Here is a 19,686-nt window from a genome sequence, read left to right as displayed (position 1 = left end):
GCCGGCAGGACAGCCGAGCCGCTCACCGCGCCACCTGCGCGCCCAGCGGCCGCAGCGTCCCCAGGGCCCGGGCGGGGCGCAGCAGCGTGCCGGCGACGGCGCCTCGTGCGGCGGCCAGCTCCTCGGCCGCGGCGGTGTAGGCCGCGACCAGCGAGTCGACCGTGCGCTCCCAGGAGAAGGAACCGGCGTGCCGGCGGGCACCGGCCGACAGCAGCTCCCGGCGGGCCAGCACGGCCCGGATCGCGGCCGCGTAGTCGGCCGGGTCGCGGCCCTCGACCAGGCTGCCTGCGACGCCGTCCCGGACGGCGGTGCGCAGGCCGCCGACCGCGGCCGCCACGACCGGGGTGCCGCAGGCCTGCGCCTCCAGCGCCACCAGCCCGAAGGACTCGTTGTGGCTGGGGACGACGGCGACGTCGGCGGCCCGGTAGTGCTCGGCGAGCAGCTCGGCGTGCACGGGCGGCAGGAACCGGACCAGGTCGGCGATGCCCAGGTCGCCGGCCAGCTGCTCGAGCTGGCGCGGGGCCTGCAGGCCGGAGCCGCTGGGCGCCCCGATGACGTGCACCCGCAGCCGGGCGCGCAGCCCGGGGTCGTCGGCGAGCATCCGCGCGGCGGCCTCGAGCAGCAGGTCGGGGGCCTTGAGCGGCTGGATGCGGCCGACGAACAGGAGCACCACGGCGTCCTCGGGGACGCCCAGCCGGCGGCGGGCCGCCGTCCGGTCGCCGGGGGTGAACCGGTCGAGGTCGACCCCGGGCGGGACGACGAGGGTGCGGCGCGGGTCGGCGCCGTAGTGGTCGACCAGATCGCGGGCCTCATCGGCGGTGTTGGCGACCAGCCGGTCGGCCTCGGCGACGACCTGTTCCTCGCCGATCACCCGGGCCCGCGGCTCGGGCCGGTCACCGGCGGCCAGCGCGGCGTTCTTCACCTTGGCGAGGGTGTGCGCGGTGTGGATAAGCGGCACGCTCCACCGGTCGCGGGCCAGCCAGCCCACCTGCCCGGAGAGCCAGTAGTGGGAGTGGACGACGTCGTAGTGGCCCGGCTCGTGCTGCGCCTCCTCGCGCAGGACGGCGGCGGTGAAGGCGCACAACTGGGCCGGCAGCTCCTCCTTGCCCAGCCCCTCGAACGGCCCCGCGCTGACGTGCCGCACCGTCACCCCGGGGCTCATCTCCACCACCGGCGGCAGGTCGCTGGAGGTGGCGCGGGTGAACACGTCGACGGCGATGCCGCGGGCGGCCAGCCGGCGGGAGACCTCGACGACGTAGACGTTCATGCCGCCGGCGTCACCGGCGCCGGGCTGGTCGAGCGGGCTGGTGTGCACCGAGAGCGTCGCCACCCGCCGGGGCGCGGCCGACCGGGGACGGCGGCGAGCGGACACGTCCGACCTCCCGCCCTGCCCGGGGCGCCGGACGGCACCCGCTCGATCCTGCATCCTGCAACAGCGCCAGGATGGGGCTCATGCCCGGCCCCTCGGCCCATCCTGCCCCCGGCTCCGCGGAGCCGCCCGGCGCGGGCCGGGCTGGTCGCCTCCGGCGCGGGTGACGTGCTGTTCGTCGGCTCGACGGCCGGGTTGGTCAGCTACGAGGGCGGCGCCTCGTACACCGCGGCCAAGCACGGGGTGCACACCCTGGCCGAGACGCTGCGGCTGGAACCGTGCGGCGAGCCGGTGCGGGTCATCGAGATCGCGCCGGGGATGGTGCGGACCGAGGAGTTCGGCCTCAACCGGGTCGGCGACCCGCAGAGGGCGGAGGCGGTCTACCGGGGGGTGCGCGAGCCGCTGGTCGCCGAGGACGTCGCCGACTGCATCGCCTGGGCGCTCACCCGCCCGCACCACGTCGACGTCGACCTGCTCGTCGTCCGCCCCCGCGCCCAGGCCGCCCAGCACAAGGTCTTCCGCGAGGGCTGAGCTCGCCGGCGGCGGCCCATTGCCGGCTTTCCTCGCGCCTTGCCGGTGCCGCCGCGCCCGCAATGGGCGAGGAGAACCGGCAATGGGTGCTCAAACCGGCCGGACGGCGGTCGGCTCCCGCTCCAACGTCACGCCGAAGCGCTCCCGCACCCGGGCCACGACCTCGTCGGCGAAGGCGAGCAGCTCGTCGGCGCTCGCCCCGGGCTCGGTGGTCAGGGCCAGGCTGTGCCGGGACGACGTCCCGACCAGGCCGTCGCGCGTCCCCCGGCCGAACCCGGCGTGCTGCACCAGCCAGGCGGCGGACAGCTTGACCCGCCCGTCGCCGGCCGGCCAGCTCGGGCAGCCCTCGACCGCCTGCCGCGCCGGGAGGACCGGGTTGGTGAAGAACGAGCCCGCACTGCGGCTGTCCGGGTCGGCCGGGTCCCACACCATGCCCTTGCCCCGGCGCAGCTCCAGCACGGCCGCCCGGACGTCGGCCAGCGGTGCCCGCTGCCCCAGCTCGACGCCCAGCCGGCGGGCGAGCTCGGCGTAGCCGACCGGCCGGGACAGCTCCCCCGGCTCGAGCGCGAAGCCGACCGTGAGGACGACGAACCGGCCGGGCTCGCGCTTGAGCCGGCTGTCGCGGTAGGCGAACCCGCACTCGGCGGGGGTCAGCACCCGCTCGGTCCTGCCCGCGCGGTCGTACACGCGCACCGCGGTGACGACCTGGGCGACCTCCTGGCCGTAGGCGCCGACGTTCTGCACGGGTGTCGCGCCGGTCGAGCCGGGGATGCCCGACATCGCCTCCATCCCGGCCAGCTGCCGCTCGACCGTGTACGCCACCAGGTCGTCCCACGGCTCCCCGGCCTGGACGACGAGCCGGGCGCCGTCCCGCTCGACGCCGCGGCTGCGGACGGCGACGACGTCCCCGGGCCAGCCCGCGTCCGGCGCGACGACGTTGGAGCCGCCGCCGAGCAGCAGCAGCGGCCGCCCCGCCTCGTCGGCCTCGCGGACGGCGGCGACGAGTTCCTCGGCGGTGGTGACCTCGACCAGCCGGTCGACGGGGCCACCCACCCCGAGGGTCGTCAGCTCGGCGAGGCGGGCGTCGCGTCGGACCTGCACGTCCCCACGCTAACCGCGACTACGCTGCGGACCGTGGAAGGACCCCGTCCTCCCCGAGAAGGACCTCCCTGCTCCCCACCGCTCGCAAGCTCGCGGCGGGCCCCTGCAGGGAGGCCGATCGAGGCTCGGGGCGGGACCCGGGACGGGGCCGCGGGAGGCGGTGAGCACAAGCGCCGGGCCAGCCTCCCCAGGAAGGCCGACCCGCGGCTGGCCGCCGGCCGCGCGCGGGCGCTCGGCCTGCCGACCCGCGGCACCACCACCGCCAACCGGCTGCGCCGGGTCGACCGCTGGCTGCTGGCCACCCAGGTGCCGCGGCTGCGCGACGCCGCCCGCCCCCTGGTCGTGGATCTCGGCTACGGCTCGTCGGCGGTCACCACGCTCGAGCTCGCCGACCGGCTGGGCCCGGAGGTGCGCGGCCTCGAGGTGGTCGGCCTGGAGATCGACCCGGCCCGGGTGGCCGCCGCCGCCGCCGACCGGGACCCGCCGCGGATCGACTTCCGGCTGGGCGGCTTCGAGCTGGCCGGACTGCGCCCGGTGCTGGTCCGCGCGTTCAACGTGCTGCGCCAGTACGACGAGGAGTCCGCGGCCCGCGCCTGGCAGACGATGTGCGCCGCCCTCGGCCCCGGCGGGCTGCTGGTGGAGGGCACCTGCGACGAGTGGGGACGCCGCGCGGCCTGGGTCGCCCTGGACGCCGACGGGCCGCTGATCCTCACGCTCTCCGCCCGGGTGTCCGACCTCGACCGGCCCTCGGACCTCGCCGAGCGGCTGCCCAAGGCGCTCATCCACTCCAACGTGCCGGGGCGGCCGGTGCACGGGTTCCTGCGGGCGTTCGACGCGGCGTGGGCCGCGGCCGCCGGGCTGTCCACCTTCGGTCCGCGGCAGCGCTGGAGCGCCGCCGTCCAGGCCCTCGCCGAACAGGGCTGGCCGTTCGTCGGCTCGAGCCGCCGGTGGAAGCACGGCGAGGTGACCGTGCGCTGGTCGGCCGTCGCCCCGACCTGAGGAGCGCGACCGCCGACCTGCACGTCCCTCGGGGCGGGTCGGCCGACCCTCACCCGGGCACGACAGGGAGGAGGCAGCACGCTACCGTCCGTCCACGCCAAGGGATGGGGTCGGACGGGCGGCGAGTCCTCGGCCGGGCGACGGGAGGCGGTCGTGAGCGGCCGAGGTGCGGCCGAGGTGCGGCCGAGCCGTCACCCCCGCCCGGGTACGGTGGTCACTCAGCGGCAGGACACGCCTACCGAGGACCCCGTCCTCCGGCGGGCCAGGGGGACGGCTGAGAGGAACCGGCGTGGCGGGCTGTGCGGCGACCTGGCTCGGCCCTGACCTGCGGCACCCGTCCTCCGAGCGGCGCCCCGACCGCGGTGCCTCGGGACGGCTCGTACGACCCGGCACGGCCCCCCGACAGGAGGGCAGCGGCCGAGGACCGGCGCTGCCGGCTCCCCCCGGTTCCGGGTCGGCACCGGAGACGTCCCCGTGTACCTGCTGATGCGCAACTCCTCCACCACGACACCCGCCGGCACGGTGGAGCAGTGGCAGCGACGGGTGGAGTCCGTCCTGGCCGATCCGGCACTGCTCCAGCTGGTCTTCCAGCCGATCGTCGACCTGCAACGCGGCGTCGTCGCCGGCTACGAGACCCTCGCCCGCTTCTCCGAGCCCGACGGACGGCCCAGTCGGCTGTCCCCCGACCGGTGGTTCGCTGCCGCAGAGGCGCAGGGCCGCGGCGCCCGCCTGGAGGCGCTCGTCGTCCGGCGCAGCCTCGACCTGCTGGGCCAGCTGCCCCCCAACTGCTTCCTCACCGTCAACGTCAGCCCGCACCTGCTCACGGACTCCGAGCTGACCGACGTCCTCCTGGCCGTTCCGGAACTGGCTCCGCTCGTCCTCGAGCTGACCGAGCACCAGGACGTGGCCGACCTGCGCACCCTCCTCGACCTGCGCGAGAAGCTGCGCAGCCGCGGGGCGCTCCTGGCCGTGGACGACGCCGGGGCCGGCTACTCCGGCCTCCGGCAGATCGCCTCCATCAAGCCGCAGATGGTCAAGCTCGACCGCACGCTCGTGACCGGCGTGGACGGCGACGAGGTGAAGCTGGCCCTCACCGAGGTGCTCGGCGAGTTCGCCGGACGCATCGACGCGTGGCTGCTGGCCGAGGGCATCGAGGCCTGGGGCGAGCTCGAGGCGCTGCTGCGCCTGCGCGTCCCGCTCGGCCAGGGCTGGCTCCTCGGGCGGCCCGGCCCGGCGTGGCCCCGGCTCGACCCCGTGGTCGCGGCAGGGCTGCGCTTCCGGTCGGCGCGGGCCCACCTGGTCGACCACGTGGCCAGCCTGGTCGAGCAGGTGCCGGTCGAGGGCGGACCGTACGGGGGGGTGGTGCCCCCCGGGCAGGCCGGGCTGCGGGTCGACGCCGTCGGCCGCCCCGTGTCCCTGCTGTTGCCGCGACGCCGCGACGACGACCAGCCCGGTCACCGCGTCGCCCCGGTGAGCCTGCGCGTCCCCACGCTCGCCGGGGTCCGGGAGGTGGCCCGGCGGGTCGCCGCGCGCCCCGACTCCTGCCGCTTCGACCCAGTGGTCTGCGTCGACGACGTGGGCATCGCGGTCGGGGTGGTCCGCGTGGAACGCCTGCTGCTCCGGCTCGCCGCCGATGCGTAGGACGCCGCCGGTGCGGACACCGCCGTCGCGGAGAACGCCGGTGCGGAGGACGCCGGTGGGTGAGCCGCCGGCGCGGAGGACGGGGCGGCCGCAGCGCCGCCACTCCGGTCGGGCGCCACCACCCGGCGGCGCCCGACCTGCACCCGCCGATCCGACACCCGATCCCGCTGGAGGCACCCGTGAAGCAGTTCGCCTGTGGTGACGTCGTCCCCAACTGCACCCGCACCTTCCTCGAGCCCACCGACGAGGAGATCCTGGCCGCCGTCGCCGTGCACGCCCGCACCGACCACGGCCTCACCGACATCCCGCCGGAGCTCGTCGACCGGGTGCGCCAGCGCATCCGCGGCGCGGGGTGAGCTCGGCTCCTCCCGGGACGGCGTCCGGCCTCTCCGCTGCGCCGGGCGGGGCACCATGACGGGCGTGTCCCGCCTGGCCGCCGTCCCGCGGCGCCGGCGGTGAGCCGGCGTCCGCAGAGCGAGCCGATCGTCCCGCCCGGTCCCACGCCGGTGGACGGCGGCGTCGCCGAGCTGCTCGGCGACGCCGACCGGGACGGCTCCTGGGTGCTCCTGGTCGACGGGACGCCGCAGTCGCACGTCGACCTGGCCGACCCGTCGCACCTGGAGTTCGAGTACGTCCGCCGGATGGGTCACGCACTCGACCTCGCCGCCGAGGAGGGCCGTCCCGTCGACGCCGTCCACCTCGGCGGCGGGGCGCTCACCCTGCCCCGCTACGTCGCGGTGACCCGCCCCGGCTCGCGGCAGCGGGTCGTGGAGATCGACCAGCCGCTGACCGACCTCGTCCGTGCCCACCTGCCGCTGCCGCGGGGGGCCCGCATCCGGGTGCGCGCCGCCGACGCCCGCGCCGGTCTGGCGGCGCTGCCCCCGGCCAGCGCCGACGTCGTGGTCAGCGACGTGTTCGCCGGCGCCCGCACCCCTGCCCACCTGACCAGCGTCGAGTACGCCCGGGAGGCCAGGAGGGTGCTGCGGCCCGGCGGCGTCCTCCTGGCCAACGTCGCCGACGGCCCGCCGCTGCGCTTCGCCCGCGCGCAGGTCGCCACCCTGCGGGCGGTCTTCGCGCACGTCTGCCTGGTCGCCGAGCCCGGCACCCTGCGCGGCCGGCGGTTCGGCAACCTGGTGGCGGTCGCCTCGGACGCCGAGCTGCCGGTCGCCGCCCTCGTCCGCCGCTGCGCCGCCGACCCCGTGCCGAGCCGGGTGGTCGAGGGCACCGACCTGGACCGGTTCGTCGGGAGGGCCCTCCCGGTGCACGACGCCGACGCGGTCGCCTCCCCCGAGCCCCCGGAGGGCGTCTTCAGCCGCTGAGCGCCGCCGGAGGGCACCCGCGGCCGTAGGGTTCTGGCCCATGACCTCCCCCGCACGCCCGCCGCTGCGCCGCGACACCCGGAACAGGGTGATCGCGGGCGTCTGCTCCGGGATCGCCCGGCGCTACGGCCTGTCGGTCAACGGACTGCGCCTGGCGTTCGTCCTCTCGTGCATCCTGCCCGGGCCGCAGTTCATCGCCTACCTGCTGCTGTGGGTGCTCATCCCCGCGGACACCCGGTACTGAGCGATCCCCCGGCGGGCTCGTCCGGAGGGTCCGGCGGGGCGGCGGTCGTCATCCCGGCCGCCGGGGGCGGGTCGTCGTCCCCGGTCGGGGCGTGCACCGCCCTGCGGGGACGGTCGGGGCGGGGCCGCGGCCCCGCTCCGGCTCACCAGCTGCTGCCGCCCCGGCTCAGCCCGCGGACGGCGGGCCGCACGTCGACCAGGTAGACGATCGAGGCGATGACCGCGGGCAGCCCGAGGAAGCTCATCGGCCCCGCGAAGAAGACGACGAGGAGGGCCAGCCCGAGGATCGCCGTCCAGCCGGGCTTGGTCAGCTTCCCCGCCGCCACGTACCCGGCGGCCGGCCGGACGAGCGCGTCGACGAGGGCCCAGCCCGCCAGCGCCAGCGCCCCGTAGGTGAGGACGGAGGAGACGAGCAGGTCGAAGGACGGCATGCCCGGAGGGTACCCGCCGCAGCGGTCCCGATCCCAGGACGCGCGACCGCGGCAGGCCCGGGACGGCACAGGGCCCCGGAGCGCGGATCGCAGCTCCGGGGCCCTGGGTCGGTGCGTCGGCCGGTCGCCCGCGGCCCCCTCCAGGGCCCCGCCCCGAGTTTGCGAGGGGTGGGGAGGACGGGCGGCCCCTCTGCAGGGGCCCGCCGCGAGCCTGCGAGCGGCGGGGGGCAGAGGGGTCCTTTCTCAGTCGTTGCGCTTGGCGGGGACGGCCGTCGGGTCGGTGCGCTGGGCGGTGCGGGCGCGGGTCGCCCGGGCCGTGGTCGCAGCCACGGTCTTCCGGACCGCCGGGCTCCTGCGGGCAGGTCGCTTCGCCGGAGTCGGCTCGGTCTCGGCGAGCGTGGCCCGGGCCGACTCCGCGGCCTCGTGGGTGGCCGCCTCGGCCGAGTCGAGGACCTGCTCGGCCTTCGCCGCGGTCTTCTGCGTGATCGAGGTGACCTCGTTGGAGACCTCGGCGACGGTCTCGGCGGTCTCCTCGAGCACCTCCTCCACGGCGTCCTCGACGGCGTCCACCGCGCGCTCGGCGCGGCCGACGACGCTGCGCACGCCGGGCTGGCGGCGCAGCTCCTCGACCACCTCGGCACCGCGGACCGCGAGGGTCTCGATGGTCGCGACCGTCTGGGTGCGGGCGGTGCTCACCAGGCCGGCCACCGTGCTGGCGACGGTGACGGGCCGGACGGCGGAGGCGACCTGCTGGGCGGAGGTGCGGGCGGAGCGCACGGCGCCGAGGGTGCGGTCGGCGGCCTGCTCGGCGCGGGCGCGGGCCCGCTCGACGGCCAGGTCACCGGCGCCGACGGCGGCGAGCAGGACGGTCTTCTGGCGCACGGCGACGGTCTCGCCGGCCTTCTTGAGGGTCTGGGTGGCGGTCATGCCGACTCCTTCGTGGTGGTGGGGGGGCTCGGTGTGGCGGGCCGGCTCGCGGCGTGCTCCCGGACGTAGGTCTCGTAGAGCTCGAGCAGCACCGCCTTGTGCCGCTCGGACAGCGACGGGTCGCAGCGGATGGCCGCCACGGTGTCCGGGTTGCCGGACCGGCGGTCGAGGATCCCGGCCTGCTCGTAGAGCGTCTCGGCCGAGATCTTCAGCCCCTTGGCGATGGCGGCCAGGATCTCCGCCGAGGGCTTGCGCAGCCCCCGTTCCACCTGGGACAGGTACGGGTTGCTCACGCCTGCCGAGCGGGCCAGCTCCCGGAGGGACACCCGGGCCAGGTTGCGCTGCTCCCGGATGAACTCGCCGACCTGCGAACTCGTCGTGGTGACCTTGGACCGCTCTGCGGCCACCGTCTCCGCGACGCTACCCGCGAGCTGGTCCACCTTCTCCCGGACGGTGGTCACCTGTTCGCGGACGAACTCGCCGGGTGTCTGCACGTTCCGACGTTACCCAGCGGTGCTAGCTCCTGCAAGCGGTCCGGCCCGCCCCGAGGCGTGAGCTGCCTCACCTGCGGTGTGTCGGCTTCACCTGGTCACCGACGCGGCGGGACGCACCTCCCCGACCACGCCGTCCCCACCCGGCACGGGCGTCAGCGACCAGGGGGCCAGCTGCTCGGCGGGCACCCCGAGCCGCAGCAGGCCGGCGCACAGCGCGGGGGTGCGGCCGCGGTCCCCGCCGTCGTCCAGCTTGAGCGCCACCGCGCCGCGGCCCGGCAGCGCGGCGACGTGCACGCCGTCGGCCCCGCCCTTGACCAGCAGGCCGTCGACCGCGCGCATGAGGTCGGTGTCCTCCCGGCCGGTGCCGGCGACGAACCAGGGGTGGGCGCGCATCGCGTCGGCGACCGACCGGTTCCGCGACCCGGCCGCGGCCTCCACCAGCGAGGACACGCCCCGGGCCAGGCCGGTGAGCGGTAGGGCGTGCTGGGGTGCGCCGCAGCCGTCGACGACGACCGCGGTCACCGGCGTCCCGGCGACCGCGCCGAGCCGGGCCTCGACCGCCTGCTGCAGCGGGTGCTCGCGGTCGAGGTAGCCGTCGGTGGGCCAGCCCGCGGCGACGCAGGTGGCCAGCATCGCCGCGTGCTTGCCCGAGCAGTTCATCGCCAGCCGCTGCGGCTGCCGGCCGGCTGTCAGCCAGGTGGCCCGGGTGGGCTCGTGGGAGGGCAGCGCGGGCGGGCAACCGAGGTCGTCGGGGGTCAGCCCGGCGGCGGCCAGCATGCCGGCGGCGAGCTCCCGGTGGCCGTCCTCACCGGAGTGCGAGCCGGCGGCGATCGCCAGCTCCTCCCCCGAGCGGGGCGACCAGCCCGCCGCCAGCATCGCGGTCACCTGCACCGGCTTGTTCGACGAGCGGGGCAGCACCGGCCGGTCGACGTCCCCCGCGGAGAACAGCACCTGCCCGTCGGGGCCCACCACGACCAGCGACCCGCGGTGCACCGACTCGAGGAACCCCGAGCGCTCCACCTCGACCAGCACCGGGTTGTCCGGCCAGTGGGAGGACCCCGTCCCCGGCCCCGTCCCGGGCGCCGCCCTGAGCTCGCGAAGGGTGGGGAGGACGGGGTCCTTCTCCGGTGGGGGGTCGGCGGCGGCCCCCGTGCAGGGTCCCGCCGCGAGCTTGCGAGTGGTGGGGGGCACGGGGGTCCTTTCAGCGGGCCTCGTCGGCCAGCAGCGCGGCGACGTCGGCCTCGCCGGCCTGGTACCGGCGGCCGAGCTCGGCGGCGAGCCCGTCCATGACCTGCTGCACGCCCCGGCGGCGCTCGGACAGCGACGCCTCGGCCGCGGCGAGGGCGCGCGCGGCCTGCTCCAGCTCGGCGTCGGACAGGTCGGGGACCGCCGAGAGGTCGGCGCCCGGGGTGAGCCCGGTGACCCAGGACTCGTGCGCCTCGGGCGCGGCCGGCTGCACCGTCTGGTGGCGGCCCAGCCCGTGCGCGGGGCCGCGGCCCTTCTCGGCCAGGATCTCCGGCAGCAGGTCGACCAGCGACCGGCCGTCGTCCTCGGCGCGCCGCTGCAGCTCCCGGCGCACGATGTCCAGCCGGCCCTGCAGCAGCCGGCGGGTGTAGGAGAGGTTGACCTCCTCCTGCTCGGCCTGGCGGCGCAGCCGGCGGACGTCGGCCATCGGGCGCGCCACGGCGGCCTCGAGGAAGCCGGGGTCGAGCAGCGCGTCGACGGCGGCGCCGCCGGCGGGGGTCGGTTCGGGGGTCACTCGCGAGCCTCCACGGTGGTTCGGGTGATGCCGAGCATCGCTCGGGCGTCCTCGGTACTCATCGGCGGGCGCTGGGCGATGCGGGCCAGCCCCGCCGCCCGGGCGACCAGCTGGGCGTTGTCGCGCACCGGCTGCCCGGGTGCGTACGTGAGCGTGTCCTCCATGCCGACCCGCAGGTGGCCGCCGGCCGACAGGGCCGCCAGCACCACCGGCAGCGAGGTGCGGCCCACCCCGGTCGCGGCGAACGTCGCCCCCGGCGGCAGGTGCGGCAGGCAGGCCGCCAGCGCCTGCGTCGTCCCGGGCATCCCGCCGGGCACGCCCATGACCAGGTCGGCGTGCACGTGCCCGCCGGACGGCGGACCGTGCCGGTCCAGCAACCGGGCCAGGGTGGCCAGGTGGCCGAGGTCGAACACCTCGTACTCGGGGACGATGCCGCGCTGCTGCATCTGCGTGTGCAGCTCGACGATCAGGTCCCACGGGTTGCAGAAGACGTCACGGCCGAAGTTGACCGTGCCCAGGGTCAGCGAGGCGGCGTCGGGCTCGGCGTCGAGGACGGCGAGCCGCGCGTCCGCCGGGTCGGTGACCGCGCAGCCGGTGGACAGCTGGACGACCAGGTCGGTGGCCTCGCGGACGGCGGTGACGACCTCCCGCACCCGGCCCAGGTCGAGGGTCGGCCGGGTCTCGGCGTCGCGCACGTGCAGGTGGACGACAGCGGCGCCCAGCGCCTGGCAGTCGCGCGCGGTGGCCACGACCTCGTCGACGGTCACCGGCAGCGCCGGGACGTCCGCCTTCGCCGACTCCGCCCCCGTCGGGGCGAGCGTGATCAGCGTGCCGGTCACCGTTGGATGGTGGCAGACCGGACGGCCTGGACCCGTTCCCGCGCCGCGGCCCGGGTGTCGTCGAGCGCCGCCGGGGCGTCGTCCGGGTCGATCGCGGCGCCCGCCCCGCCCACGGTGAGTTGCGCGTCCATGGCGACCGACTGCTTGACCAGCGCCAGGGCGACCACCCCGAGCTCGTGGTGGCGGACGACGGTGCCGACCCGGCCCACCTCGCGGGCGCCGGCGAGCACCGGCGTGCCCGGGGCGGGGAGCTCCTCGGAGAGCCCGTCCAGGTGCAGCAGGACCAGCCGGCGCGGCGGGCGGCCGAGGTTGTGCACCCGGGCGACGGTCTCCTGCCCGCGGTAGCAGCCCTTGGCCAGGTGGACGGCGGTGGTCAGCCACCCGGTCTCGTTGGGGATGGTGCGGTGGTCGGTGTCGACGCCGAGCCGCGGCCGGCGGGCCTCCACGCGCAGCGCCTCGTACGCGTCCAGCCCGGCGAGGGTGGCCCCGGCGGCGAGCAGCGCGTCGGCGCGGGCGGCCAGCTCGGCGCGGGGCACCAGCAGGTCGACGACGTCGGCGCCGTCCCCGACCGGCGGCATCCGGCGCACCCACCCGCCGCCCTCGGCGGCGGCCACCGCGTACGGCTCGGCGGGAACCGGCAGCCCCGCGGCGGCGAGCACCGCTCCCGACCGCGGGCCGACCAGCGAGAGCAGCGCCCACTCGTCGGTGACCAGGGCCGGCTCGACGCGCAGCAGGAACCGCATCCGCTCCAGGAACGCCTGCAGCGCCGCTCCCGTGCCCGGCTCGACGTCCACCCACGTGGTGCCGCCCAGCTCGGCCAGGACGAGGTGGTGCTCGACGTGCCCGTTCGGGGTGAGCTCCAGCGCCTCGGCGCCGGTGCCGTCGGCCAGCCGCTCGAGGTGCTGCGTGGTGAGGCTGTGCAGCCAGGTCAGCCGGTCGGCGCCGGGGACGACGAGGACGTCGCGGTCGCCGCGGTCGACCAGGCCGGCGCCCTCGGCGAGCGCGCGCTGCTCCCGCAGCGGGTCGCCGTAGTGAGCTGCGACGGAGTGGTACGCGGAGACGGACCCGTCCTCCCCGGCGACGGCGCCGGGGCGGGAGAGCAGGGGGCTGGGGGTGGTCACGACCTCTCCTGTCCGGCTCGTTCACGGCAGGCGCGGCACGTCCCGGACAGCGCGACGTGCCCCACGTCGAGCTGGAAACCGAGGTCGGCGGCCAGCCGCTCCGCGGCGCCGTCGAGCAGCGCCGGGTCGGCCGAGGAGATCTCGCCGCAGCCGGAGCAGACGACGTGCAGGTGCGGGTGCTCGGCCGCGTGGTAGACCGGCGCGCCCCTGCCCAGGTGGGTGTGCCAGACCAGGCCCAGCCGCTCGAGCAGTTCCAGGGTGCGGTAGACGGTCGAGGTGTCGGGAGCGGCGCCGTCCGGGCCGGCCTCCGCGCGCAGCCGCACGCCGATGTCCTCGGGGGTGGCGTGCTCGAGCGCGCCGACGGCGGCGAGCACCTGCTGGCGCTGGGTGGTCAACCGCAGGCCGCGGGCGCGCAGGCGCTCGGCCAGCGGCGCCATACCCTCCAGCGCGGTGTCCTCGGTGTGGTGCGGGTGCGGCACGCGGTCCAGCCTAGGCCCGGGCCAGTGCCCGCAGGCCGGCGAGCAGGTCGGCGTGGTCGGCCACCCGGACGCCGTCCACCGAGGCGCCGGGCCGCCCGGTCACGCCGTCGATCCCGCCGGCGGCGGTGGCCGCGTCGAGCACCGCGGCGTCCACGGCCGGGTCGAGCAGCGCGCGCAGCGCGGGGCCGTGCTGGGGCACGAGCAGCGCCAGGGCGGCGATGAGCCCGCAGCAGCCCCAGTTCGACGTGCCGGCCACCACGAGGGCGTCCACCGGCACACGGCAGGCGATCCGCGCGCCGTGCGCGACGCAGGCCGCGACGACGTCGGCCGGCACGTTGCCCATGCCGATCTCGTTGCCGCCGTCGCCGACCGCCCCGGTGACCAGGCCGGGCAGGGCGAACGCTGCGTGCAGCGGCGCGGTGGACGCCGTGACGTCCACCGCACGCATCGTCATCACCCGGCCCTCGGTGTTGGGGCCGAGGCGCTCGACCGCGACCAGGTGCGACGGGCCCAGGTCCGCCACGGTCCCGGCCACGGCGGCCTCGTCCGCGGCCACCGGCACGACCTCGAGCCGCCCGGCGCCGAGGACCGCCAGGCAGGCGCCGGTCACCCCGGCGCAGGGATCGTCGGTGAGCACCACCGGCTCGGCGCCCAGGGTGGCCAGCGCGGCGGCGAGGACGGCGACGCCGACCGGGCCGTCGGTCTCGGCCGCGGGGGTGGGCGCCCAGGCGATGTGCACCCCGGTGACCAGGCCGACCCGGGACCGGGCCTGCCCGGCGGCGGCGAGCTCCCCGGCCAGCCGGGCGAGCTGGCCGGGCACGGCGGCGCCCAGCCCGGTGACGTCGCGGGCCCCGGGGCGCAGCAGTGCCCGCTCGACCGCCGCGAGGGCCGGCGTCACCGCACCGGCGGGCGGGCCTCCGCGAGCACCCGCTGCAGCGCGGCCAGGTACGCCGGAGGCACCGAGTGCTCGCCGCGCGGCTCGAGGAGGCCCTCGACGGTGGCCCCGCTGACACGGGCGAACGACGTCGCCTCCTCGCCCAGCGCCCGGACGACGGCGTGCTCGCCCCAGGCCGCGCTCCCGGCCAGGTGGGCCATCGCGGCGGCGCTCTCCGCGCGCTCCCCCACGCAGTCGAACGGCTTCTCCGTGGCCCACAGCCTCCGGAAGCCGTCGACCAGGGCCAGGTCGCGCAGCGGGTCACCGCCGAACACCCCGACCGCCTCGTCCGGGGTCAGGAAGACCGCGAAGCACAGGAAGGTGAACAGGCACTTGTCGCAGTGCAGGCACCACCGCTGGGGAGCCTGCCCGCCGTCCCCGAAGCCGCCGTCCCCGAAGCCGCCGTCCCTGAAACCCAGGTGCGCCTGCGTGTAGGAGCGGTTGCAGGACAGGATCTGCCCGCGCAGGTCGGGCAGGGCGGCCACCGCGGCGACCGTGGCCAGCTCCGACAGCTGCCGGGTGAGGCTGAAGTAGCCGACGCCGACCTCGGCCGCCGCGGCGGCGAAGAGGCGCTCGAACTCGTGGGACTTGGAGTACTGGTGGTTCACCCGCGCGCCGTTCACCGTCAGCGTCTCCTCGTCGGCGGAGCGCTCGTTGGCGAAGACCACCGGGTCGAAGCCGCCGAGGACGGCGACCAGCGTGGCCAGGCCTGAGTTGATCGCGGTGACCGGCACGTGCCCGTTGAGCCCGCCGGCCGCCGTCCGCTCGGCCAGCAGCGGGTCCAGCCGGCGCCGGACGCCGAGCAGCGGCACCCCGGCCGCGCGGGCCACGTCGCGTTGGGCGCCGGTCGGGTTGACCGCCAGGGCGGTGGCCGGTGAGACGACGACCAGCGCCAGCGCGGAGTCCTTGCCGCCGCCGACCGGCAGCAGCGCGCCCCGGCCGCCGCCGCCGGCCGGCGCGGGGACGTCGTCGCGGACCTCGACGTCGAAGGCGACCTCGTGCGGCACCGGCAGCCGGTTGACCGCGGCGAACTCGCCCAGCCCGTGCGTGTAGGCGGCCTCGGCGACGGCGGCCTGCGCCTTGGTGACCGGCCGCCGCACCACGACCCGGCCGGGCGCGCGCAGCTTGTAGTAGCTGGTGCCCATCACGAGGTGGACCAGGTCGAGCGCGGCGTCGAGCCGGGCCGGGTCGGCGCCGGGGAGCAGGGCGGGGTCGAGGGTGAGCCGCTCGGTGAACTCGTCGCCGGCCAGCCGGTAGGTGAACGCGGCTTCGCCGGTGGCGGGGTCGAGCGAGCGGTCGGCGACGACGAACGGCTCAGGTACGCCCTGCTCCGAGACGCCCCGCTCCGAGAGGCCCTGCTCCGAGACGCCCTGCTCCGAGGCGCTCGGCCCCGGCGGCGGCGAGGATCTGCTCATAGGTCCGTGCCAACTCCTCGTAGTTGCGGAAGCGGTTGTAGCTGGGTGCGCCCGGCGAGAGCAGCACGACCGCGCCGGGCGGCGTCGTCCGGAGCGCCTCGGCGACCGCCTCCTCCAGCGACGCGGTCTCGGTGACCGGGGCGTCGACGCCGGCGCGGGCGGCCTCGGCGCGGATGCCGGCGGCCAACCGGGCGCCGGTGTCGGGGACCGTGACCACCCGCACCGCCCCGCCGCGGGCCACCACCGCGCGGGCCAGGTCGGTGTGGTCCAGCCCGCGGTCCTGCCCGCCGGCCAGCAGGGTCACCGCCCGCCCGGCGTGGGCGTCCAGGGCGGCGAGCACCGAGACGGGGGTGGTGCTCAACGTGTCGTCGACGAACGTGACGCCGTCCCTGGTGGCCACCGGGGAGAGCCGGTGCGGGAGGGCACGGAACCCGGCGACGGCGGCGCGGACGGCGTCGGCGGACCGGTCGAGGTCCACGCCCATCCGGACGCAGGCGGCCAGCGCCACGTGCACGTTGGCCAGGTTGTGCGCGCCCGGCAGGTGCGCCGGGTGGAAGCCGTCGAGCACCGCCGGCGGGACGACGTCGGCCGGGTCGACCAGCACCGCGGGGTCGAGGTGGCGCTCGGCGATCGGGCGGGCCTGCGCGCCGACCACCACCGATCCCGGCCCGCAGCCGGCGAAGACGTGCAGCTTGTCGCGGTAGTAGGCCTCGACCGAGCGGTGCCAGTCGAGGTGCTCGGGCGACAGGGAGGTCACCGCTCCCCAGCCGGTGAAGTCGTCGACCGCGGCCGCCTGGTAGCTGGAGACCTCGACGACCAGCGACGTCGCGTCCCCCACGGCGCCGTCCAGGAGGACGTCGAGCAGCGGCGTGCCGATGTTGCCGGCGTGCACCGCGGGCCGGCCGGCGGCGGGGAGCACCGCGGCGGCCAGCGCGCTGGTGGTGCTCTTGCCCTTGGTGCCGGTGACGCAGAGGGTCGGCACCGACCGGGCGGTGAACTCGGCCAGCGCCACGGCGGTGCCCGAGGTCACGCGGGTACCGGCGGCCAGGGCCTGCGCGTCCTCGCGGTACGGGCTGATCCCCGGCGACCGGAGGACGACGTCGCAACCGGCCAGGGCGACGGCGTCCGTACCGACCTGCGCGTCCGGCGGGAGCTCCTCGGGGGCGGGGGGCACGGCGTCGACGACCACGATGCCGGCGGCGCCGGCGGCCACGGCGGCGCGGACCGCCGCCCGGCCCTCCCGGCCGTGGCCCCAGACGCCGACCCGGCGCCCGGCCAGATCGGCGAGCCTCACCGGCCGCTCCGGTCGGGGAACGCCGAGGGGGAGGCCATGCACCCACTCTACGGAGCGCGGCCGGTTCCGGACGGCGCGCAACGGGACCCGCGTGAGGGGACCCGCGTGAGGGGACCCGCCGGTAGGGTCATCAGCAGGTGTGCCGGGAAGTCTGGTCGGCGGTGTCCTCGACGTGCGCCGCCCGACCCGACCCGTCCCCTGGAGCCGCCTCGTGAGCAGCCCCGCCCGCCTCTTCCGCCGCGGTTCCTGGGCCGAGACCAGCCGGATCGCCGCCGTCCTGCGCGAGGAGACCGTGGGCGGGGCGCTGCTGCTGGCCGCCGCCGCGGTCGCTCTCGTGTGGGCCAACTCGCCGTGGGCCGGCGCCTACGAGACGCTGCGCGACACCCGGGTGGGCCCGGCGTCGCTGCACCTGGACCTCTCCCTCGGCACCTGGGCGGCCGACGGCCTGCTGGCGCTGTTCTTCTTCGTCGCCGGCCTGGAGCTCAAGCGCGAGTTCGTCGCCGGGGACCTGCGCGACCCGCGGCGGGCGGTGCTGCCCGTGGCGGCGGCCGTCGGTGGCATGGCCGTGCCCGCGCTGCTGTTCGTGCTGGTCAACCTGGGTGGTCCGGACGGCGCCCTGCGCGGGTGGGCCATCCCCTCGGCCACCGACATCGCCTTCGCCCTCGCCGTCCTGGCCGTGGTCAGCAGCCACCTGCCCAGCGCGCTGCGCACCTTCCTGCTCACCCTCGCGGTGGTCGACGACCTGCTGGCGATCGTGGTGATCGCGGTCTTCTACACGGCGTCCCTGTCGGTGCTGCCGCTGCTCATGGCCCTGGTGCCCCTGGCCGCCTTCGGGCTGCTCGTGCAGAGGTGGGGGCGGCGGGGCGGGCGGAGGGCACCGTGGTGGCTGCTGCTGCCGCCGGCGGTGCTCACCTGGGTGCTGGTGCACGAGTCCGGGGTGCACGCCACCGTGGCGGGGGTGCTCCTGGCGGCCACCGTGCCCGTGCGCCCGGCGGAGCCGAGCCACGCGCCAGACCGGGACGCGCGGAGGACCGAGGCCGCGGGTCCGCCGGCGCAGGCGATGGCCGGCGGTCCCGGCGCCGGACGGGGACCGGCCGCACACCTCGAGCACCTGCTCCGGCCGCTGTCGGCCGGGGTCGCCGTCCCGGTGTTCGCCTTGTTCTCGGCCGGGGTGGCCGTCGGCGGGCTCTCCGGCTTCGCCGCCTCGGTCACCGACCCCGTCGCGCTCGGGGTCGTCCTGGGCCTGGTGGTGGGCAAGACGCTCGGCATCACCGCGGCCACCTGGCTGGTCGCCCGGTTCACCCGGGCGGAGCTGGACGAGGACCTGGGCTGGCCCGACGTCCTGGGCCTGTCCCTGCTCGGCGGCATCGGGTTCACCGTCGCCCTGCTCATCACCGAGCTCGCCTACGGGATCGGGTCGCCGACCTACGACCACGCGAAGGTGGGCATCCTCACCGGCACGGTCACGGCTGCGCTGCTGGCCACGGTCGTGCTCCGGCTGCGCAACCGCCGCTACCGGCGGGTGTACGAGGCCGAACACGTCGACCGGGACGCCGACGGCATCCCCGACGTCTACCAACGGGGTTCCGCCGACGGCTGAAAATCCGCATTGCCGACCCCTCCGCGGACGACGTACCGTCGAGGTACACGGGAGAGGAGGTGGTCCGAACAATTGTCTTCTGATCGGACTCGTGAGGTGGCTGTCCGCTAGCCGCCGTCTGTGATGGGCCGCCCGTCCGGTGTGGAAGCCGGACGACGGCACGAATCGCCCGTCGCGTGGTACGGCGGCGAGCGAGAACCGGACAGTCACCCGACCCCCGGGCCGCCGGCACTTGTCCAGCCGGCCCGCGTGCTGCCCCCCTCCTCGGAGGGCCGGGCGCCGCGGAGCAGCCCGGGGGTTGTCCGTTCCCCGGGGAGGTTCCGTGCCGTCCGCCGGCCAGGCCTGGGGCGGGGAGGCCGACATCGAGATCCACGTCTCCGCCGGAGCCTGGATCGTCGAGGCGCTGCGCCCGTTCGGCCGTCATGTCGTCGGCTCCCTGGTGCCGCCCGTCTTCCCCGCCCACGCCCGGGTCTTCCACCCCGCGGTCCGCTACCACGGCCTCGACGACGTCGACGTGACCTGGGCCGAGGTCGCCGCGCACAACGGCACCGCCGCCCACCCCGCCATGGAGTGGGGGTCGATCACCGGCTCGATGGAGTTCTTCGAGGAGGCGGACCAGTCCCCGCTGTGGAACGGCGCGCCGGCCCGCGGGCACCTGCCGGTGTCGGTGGCCGAACGGCTCGCCGCGGTCCTGGCCCGCCACACCACCACGCCGGACGACTGCTGGTTCGGCGTCTGGCACGGCTTCGGCTCCGTGTCCGCCGACCGGCCCACCCTCACGCTGCCCGGCCGCCAGCACTGGCTCGTCCGCGGGCCGGTCGGCCTCGCGGCCGCGAACCTCGCCCCGGAGCCTGCCGAGCAGAGCGCGAACCTGTGGTGGCCGGCCGACCGGACCTGGTGCGTGGCCACCGACATCGACCTGGTGACCACCTACGTCGGCGGCAGCCGGGCCTGCGTCGACGAGCTCCTGGCCACCGACGGCCTGGAGACCGCCGAGGTCGACGCCGGGCAGCGCACGACCTGGGACGCCGACACTCTCAACCCACTGCCGCCCGACGGCCCCGTCTGACCAGCCCGGACCGGCCGGCTGCTGCACCGGCGACCGCCGTCGACCCGGCGGGGGCGGCCACGATCGGGTGCCGTGACCTCGCAGGCCCTGTGTCGGCCACCCTGCAGGCTCCCGCCCCGCC

21 protein-coding genes are annotated in these 19,686 nt (G+C 76.9%); 8 read left to right on the top strand and 13 right to left on the bottom strand.

Translation table 11 applies throughout. The features are described 5' to 3' along the window. Positions 1–22 precede the first annotated feature (22 nt). Complete coding sequence (gene mshA / locus DQ238_RS13475; protein ID WP_113781774.1) at positions 23–1,372, bottom strand: D-inositol-3-phosphate glycosyltransferase; 1,350 nt, start codon at positions 1,370–1,372, stop codon at positions 23–25. Between mshA and DQ238_RS24120 the strand changes: the two genes are divergently transcribed. Continuing rightward, positions 1,310–1,900: an SDR family NAD(P)-dependent oxidoreductase gene (locus DQ238_RS24120; protein WP_255418054.1), complete on the top strand. Its 591-nt coding sequence runs from the start codon at positions 1,310–1,312 to the stop codon at positions 1,898–1,900. The genes mshA and DQ238_RS24120 overlap by 63 nt on opposite strands. Before the next feature lie 90 nt (positions 1,901–1,990). Here the strand turns inward: DQ238_RS24120 and DQ238_RS13465 are convergent, their stop codons facing one another. Beyond that, complete coding sequence (locus DQ238_RS13465) at positions 1,991–3,001, bottom strand: UDP-N-acetylmuramate dehydrogenase (protein ID WP_113781773.1); 1,011 nt, start codon at positions 2,999–3,001, stop codon at positions 1,991–1,993. Positions 3,002–3,034: 33 nt separating this feature from the next. Between DQ238_RS13465 and DQ238_RS13460 the strand changes: the two genes are divergently transcribed. The 5 genes from DQ238_RS13460 (at position 3,035) to DQ238_RS13440 (ending at position 7,204) form a co-directional block, all read left to right on the top strand. After that, a complete protein-coding gene (locus DQ238_RS13460; RefSeq protein WP_233495943.1) occupies positions 3,035–4,000 on the top strand; it encodes a class I SAM-dependent methyltransferase in 966 nt (321 codons plus the stop codon). A gap of 474 nt (positions 4,001–4,474) precedes the next feature. Further along, a complete protein-coding gene (locus DQ238_RS13455) occupies positions 4,475–5,641 on the top strand; it encodes an EAL domain-containing protein (RefSeq protein WP_233495942.1) in 1,167 nt (388 codons plus the stop codon). Positions 5,642–5,820: 179 nt separating this feature from the next. Further along, entirely contained in the window at positions 5,821–5,997 is a 177-nt protein-coding gene (locus DQ238_RS13450) for a DUF1059 domain-containing protein (RefSeq protein WP_113781816.1), read from the top strand. Between the two features lie 99 nt (positions 5,998–6,096). Next, positions 6,097–6,960 (top strand): spermidine synthase, encoded by an 864-nt coding sequence (locus DQ238_RS13445; protein ID WP_113781772.1) that lies wholly within the window; start codon positions 6,097–6,099, stop codon positions 6,958–6,960. Positions 6,961–7,000: 40 nt separating this feature from the next. Beyond that, positions 7,001–7,204: a PspC domain-containing protein gene (locus DQ238_RS13440; RefSeq protein WP_113781771.1), complete on the top strand. Its 204-nt coding sequence runs from the start codon at positions 7,001–7,003 to the stop codon at positions 7,202–7,204. A gap of 142 nt (positions 7,205–7,346) precedes the next feature. On the opposite strand, the gene DQ238_RS13435 is transcribed toward DQ238_RS13440, so the two are convergent. The 11 genes from DQ238_RS13435 to murD form a co-directional block, all read right to left on the bottom strand. Next, positions 7,347–7,634: a DUF2516 family protein gene (locus tag DQ238_RS13435; RefSeq protein WP_113781770.1), complete on the bottom strand. Its 288-nt coding sequence runs from the start codon at positions 7,632–7,634 to the stop codon at positions 7,347–7,349. A gap of 243 nt (positions 7,635–7,877) precedes the next feature. Further along, a complete protein-coding gene (locus DQ238_RS13430) occupies positions 7,878–8,561 on the bottom strand; it encodes a hypothetical protein (RefSeq protein ID WP_113781769.1) in 684 nt (227 codons plus the stop codon). After that, positions 8,558–9,055, bottom strand: a complete 498-nt coding sequence (locus DQ238_RS13425) for a helix-turn-helix domain-containing protein (protein ID WP_113781768.1) — start codon at positions 9,053–9,055, stop codon at positions 8,558–8,560. The genes DQ238_RS13430 and DQ238_RS13425 overlap by 4 nt, the downstream gene beginning before the upstream one ends. Positions 9,056–9,142: 87 nt before the next feature. Further along, positions 9,143–10,087, bottom strand: coding sequence for an asparaginase (locus DQ238_RS13420; protein WP_113781767.1), 945 nt, complete (start codon positions 10,085–10,087; stop codon positions 9,143–9,145). 169 nt (positions 10,088–10,256) lie between these two features. After that, positions 10,257–10,814, bottom strand: a complete 558-nt coding sequence (locus tag DQ238_RS13415) for an aerial mycelium formation protein (RefSeq protein WP_113781766.1) — start codon at positions 10,812–10,814, stop codon at positions 10,257–10,259. Continuing rightward, positions 10,811–11,653 (bottom strand): 3-keto-5-aminohexanoate cleavage protein, encoded by an 843-nt coding sequence (locus DQ238_RS13410; RefSeq protein WP_113781765.1) that lies wholly within the window; start codon positions 11,651–11,653, stop codon positions 10,811–10,813. The genes DQ238_RS13415 and DQ238_RS13410 overlap by 4 nt, the downstream gene beginning before the upstream one ends. Continuing rightward, positions 11,650–12,774 (bottom strand): folate-binding protein YgfZ, encoded by a 1,125-nt coding sequence (locus tag DQ238_RS13405; RefSeq protein WP_113781764.1) that lies wholly within the window; start codon positions 12,772–12,774, stop codon positions 11,650–11,652. The genes DQ238_RS13410 and DQ238_RS13405 overlap by 4 nt, the downstream gene beginning before the upstream one ends. After that, positions 12,771–13,253: a Fur family transcriptional regulator gene (locus tag DQ238_RS13400; RefSeq protein ID WP_233495941.1), complete on the bottom strand. Its 483-nt coding sequence runs from the start codon at positions 13,251–13,253 to the stop codon at positions 12,771–12,773. Before DQ238_RS13400 ends, DQ238_RS13405 begins: the two co-directional genes overlap by 4 nt. 10 nt (positions 13,254–13,263) lie before the next feature. Next, the gene (locus tag DQ238_RS13395) at positions 13,264–14,151 is read right to left on the bottom strand and encodes a glutamate cyclase domain-containing protein (protein ID WP_158550784.1); all 888 of its coding nucleotides are present in this window, start codon (positions 14,149–14,151) and stop codon (positions 13,264–13,266) included. Continuing rightward, positions 14,148–15,602: a hypothetical protein gene (locus DQ238_RS22835; protein WP_158550783.1), complete on the bottom strand. Its 1,455-nt coding sequence runs from the start codon at positions 15,600–15,602 to the stop codon at positions 14,148–14,150. Before DQ238_RS22835 ends, DQ238_RS13395 begins: the two co-directional genes overlap by 4 nt. After that, positions 15,502–16,896, bottom strand: a complete 1,395-nt coding sequence (gene murD, locus DQ238_RS13390; RefSeq protein ID WP_158550782.1) for a UDP-N-acetylmuramoyl-L-alanine--D-glutamate ligase — start codon at positions 16,894–16,896, stop codon at positions 15,502–15,504. The genes DQ238_RS22835 and murD overlap by 101 nt, the downstream gene beginning before the upstream one ends. A gap of 211 nt (positions 16,897–17,107) precedes the next feature. Between murD and nhaA the strand changes: the two genes are divergently transcribed. Together nhaA and DQ238_RS13380 are read left to right on the top strand one after the other, a co-directional pair. Beyond that, complete coding sequence (gene nhaA, locus DQ238_RS13385) at positions 17,108–18,496, top strand: Na+/H+ antiporter NhaA (RefSeq protein WP_113781762.1); 1,389 nt, start codon at positions 17,108–17,110, stop codon at positions 18,494–18,496. Between the two features lie 322 nt (positions 18,497–18,818). Beyond that, a complete protein-coding gene (locus DQ238_RS13380) occupies positions 18,819–19,565 on the top strand; it encodes a hypothetical protein (RefSeq protein ID WP_199506335.1) in 747 nt (248 codons plus the stop codon). The last annotated feature ends 121 nt before the right edge of the window (positions 19,566–19,686 follow it).

It is taken from the genome of Geodermatophilus sp. TF02-6 (assembly GCF_003319115.1).
Lineage (GTDB): Bacteria > Actinomycetota > Actinomycetes > Mycobacteriales > Geodermatophilaceae > Geodermatophilus.
The sequence above is the reverse complement of the archived record's forward strand: the minus strand, read 5'-3'. Positions and strand labels throughout refer to the sequence as shown.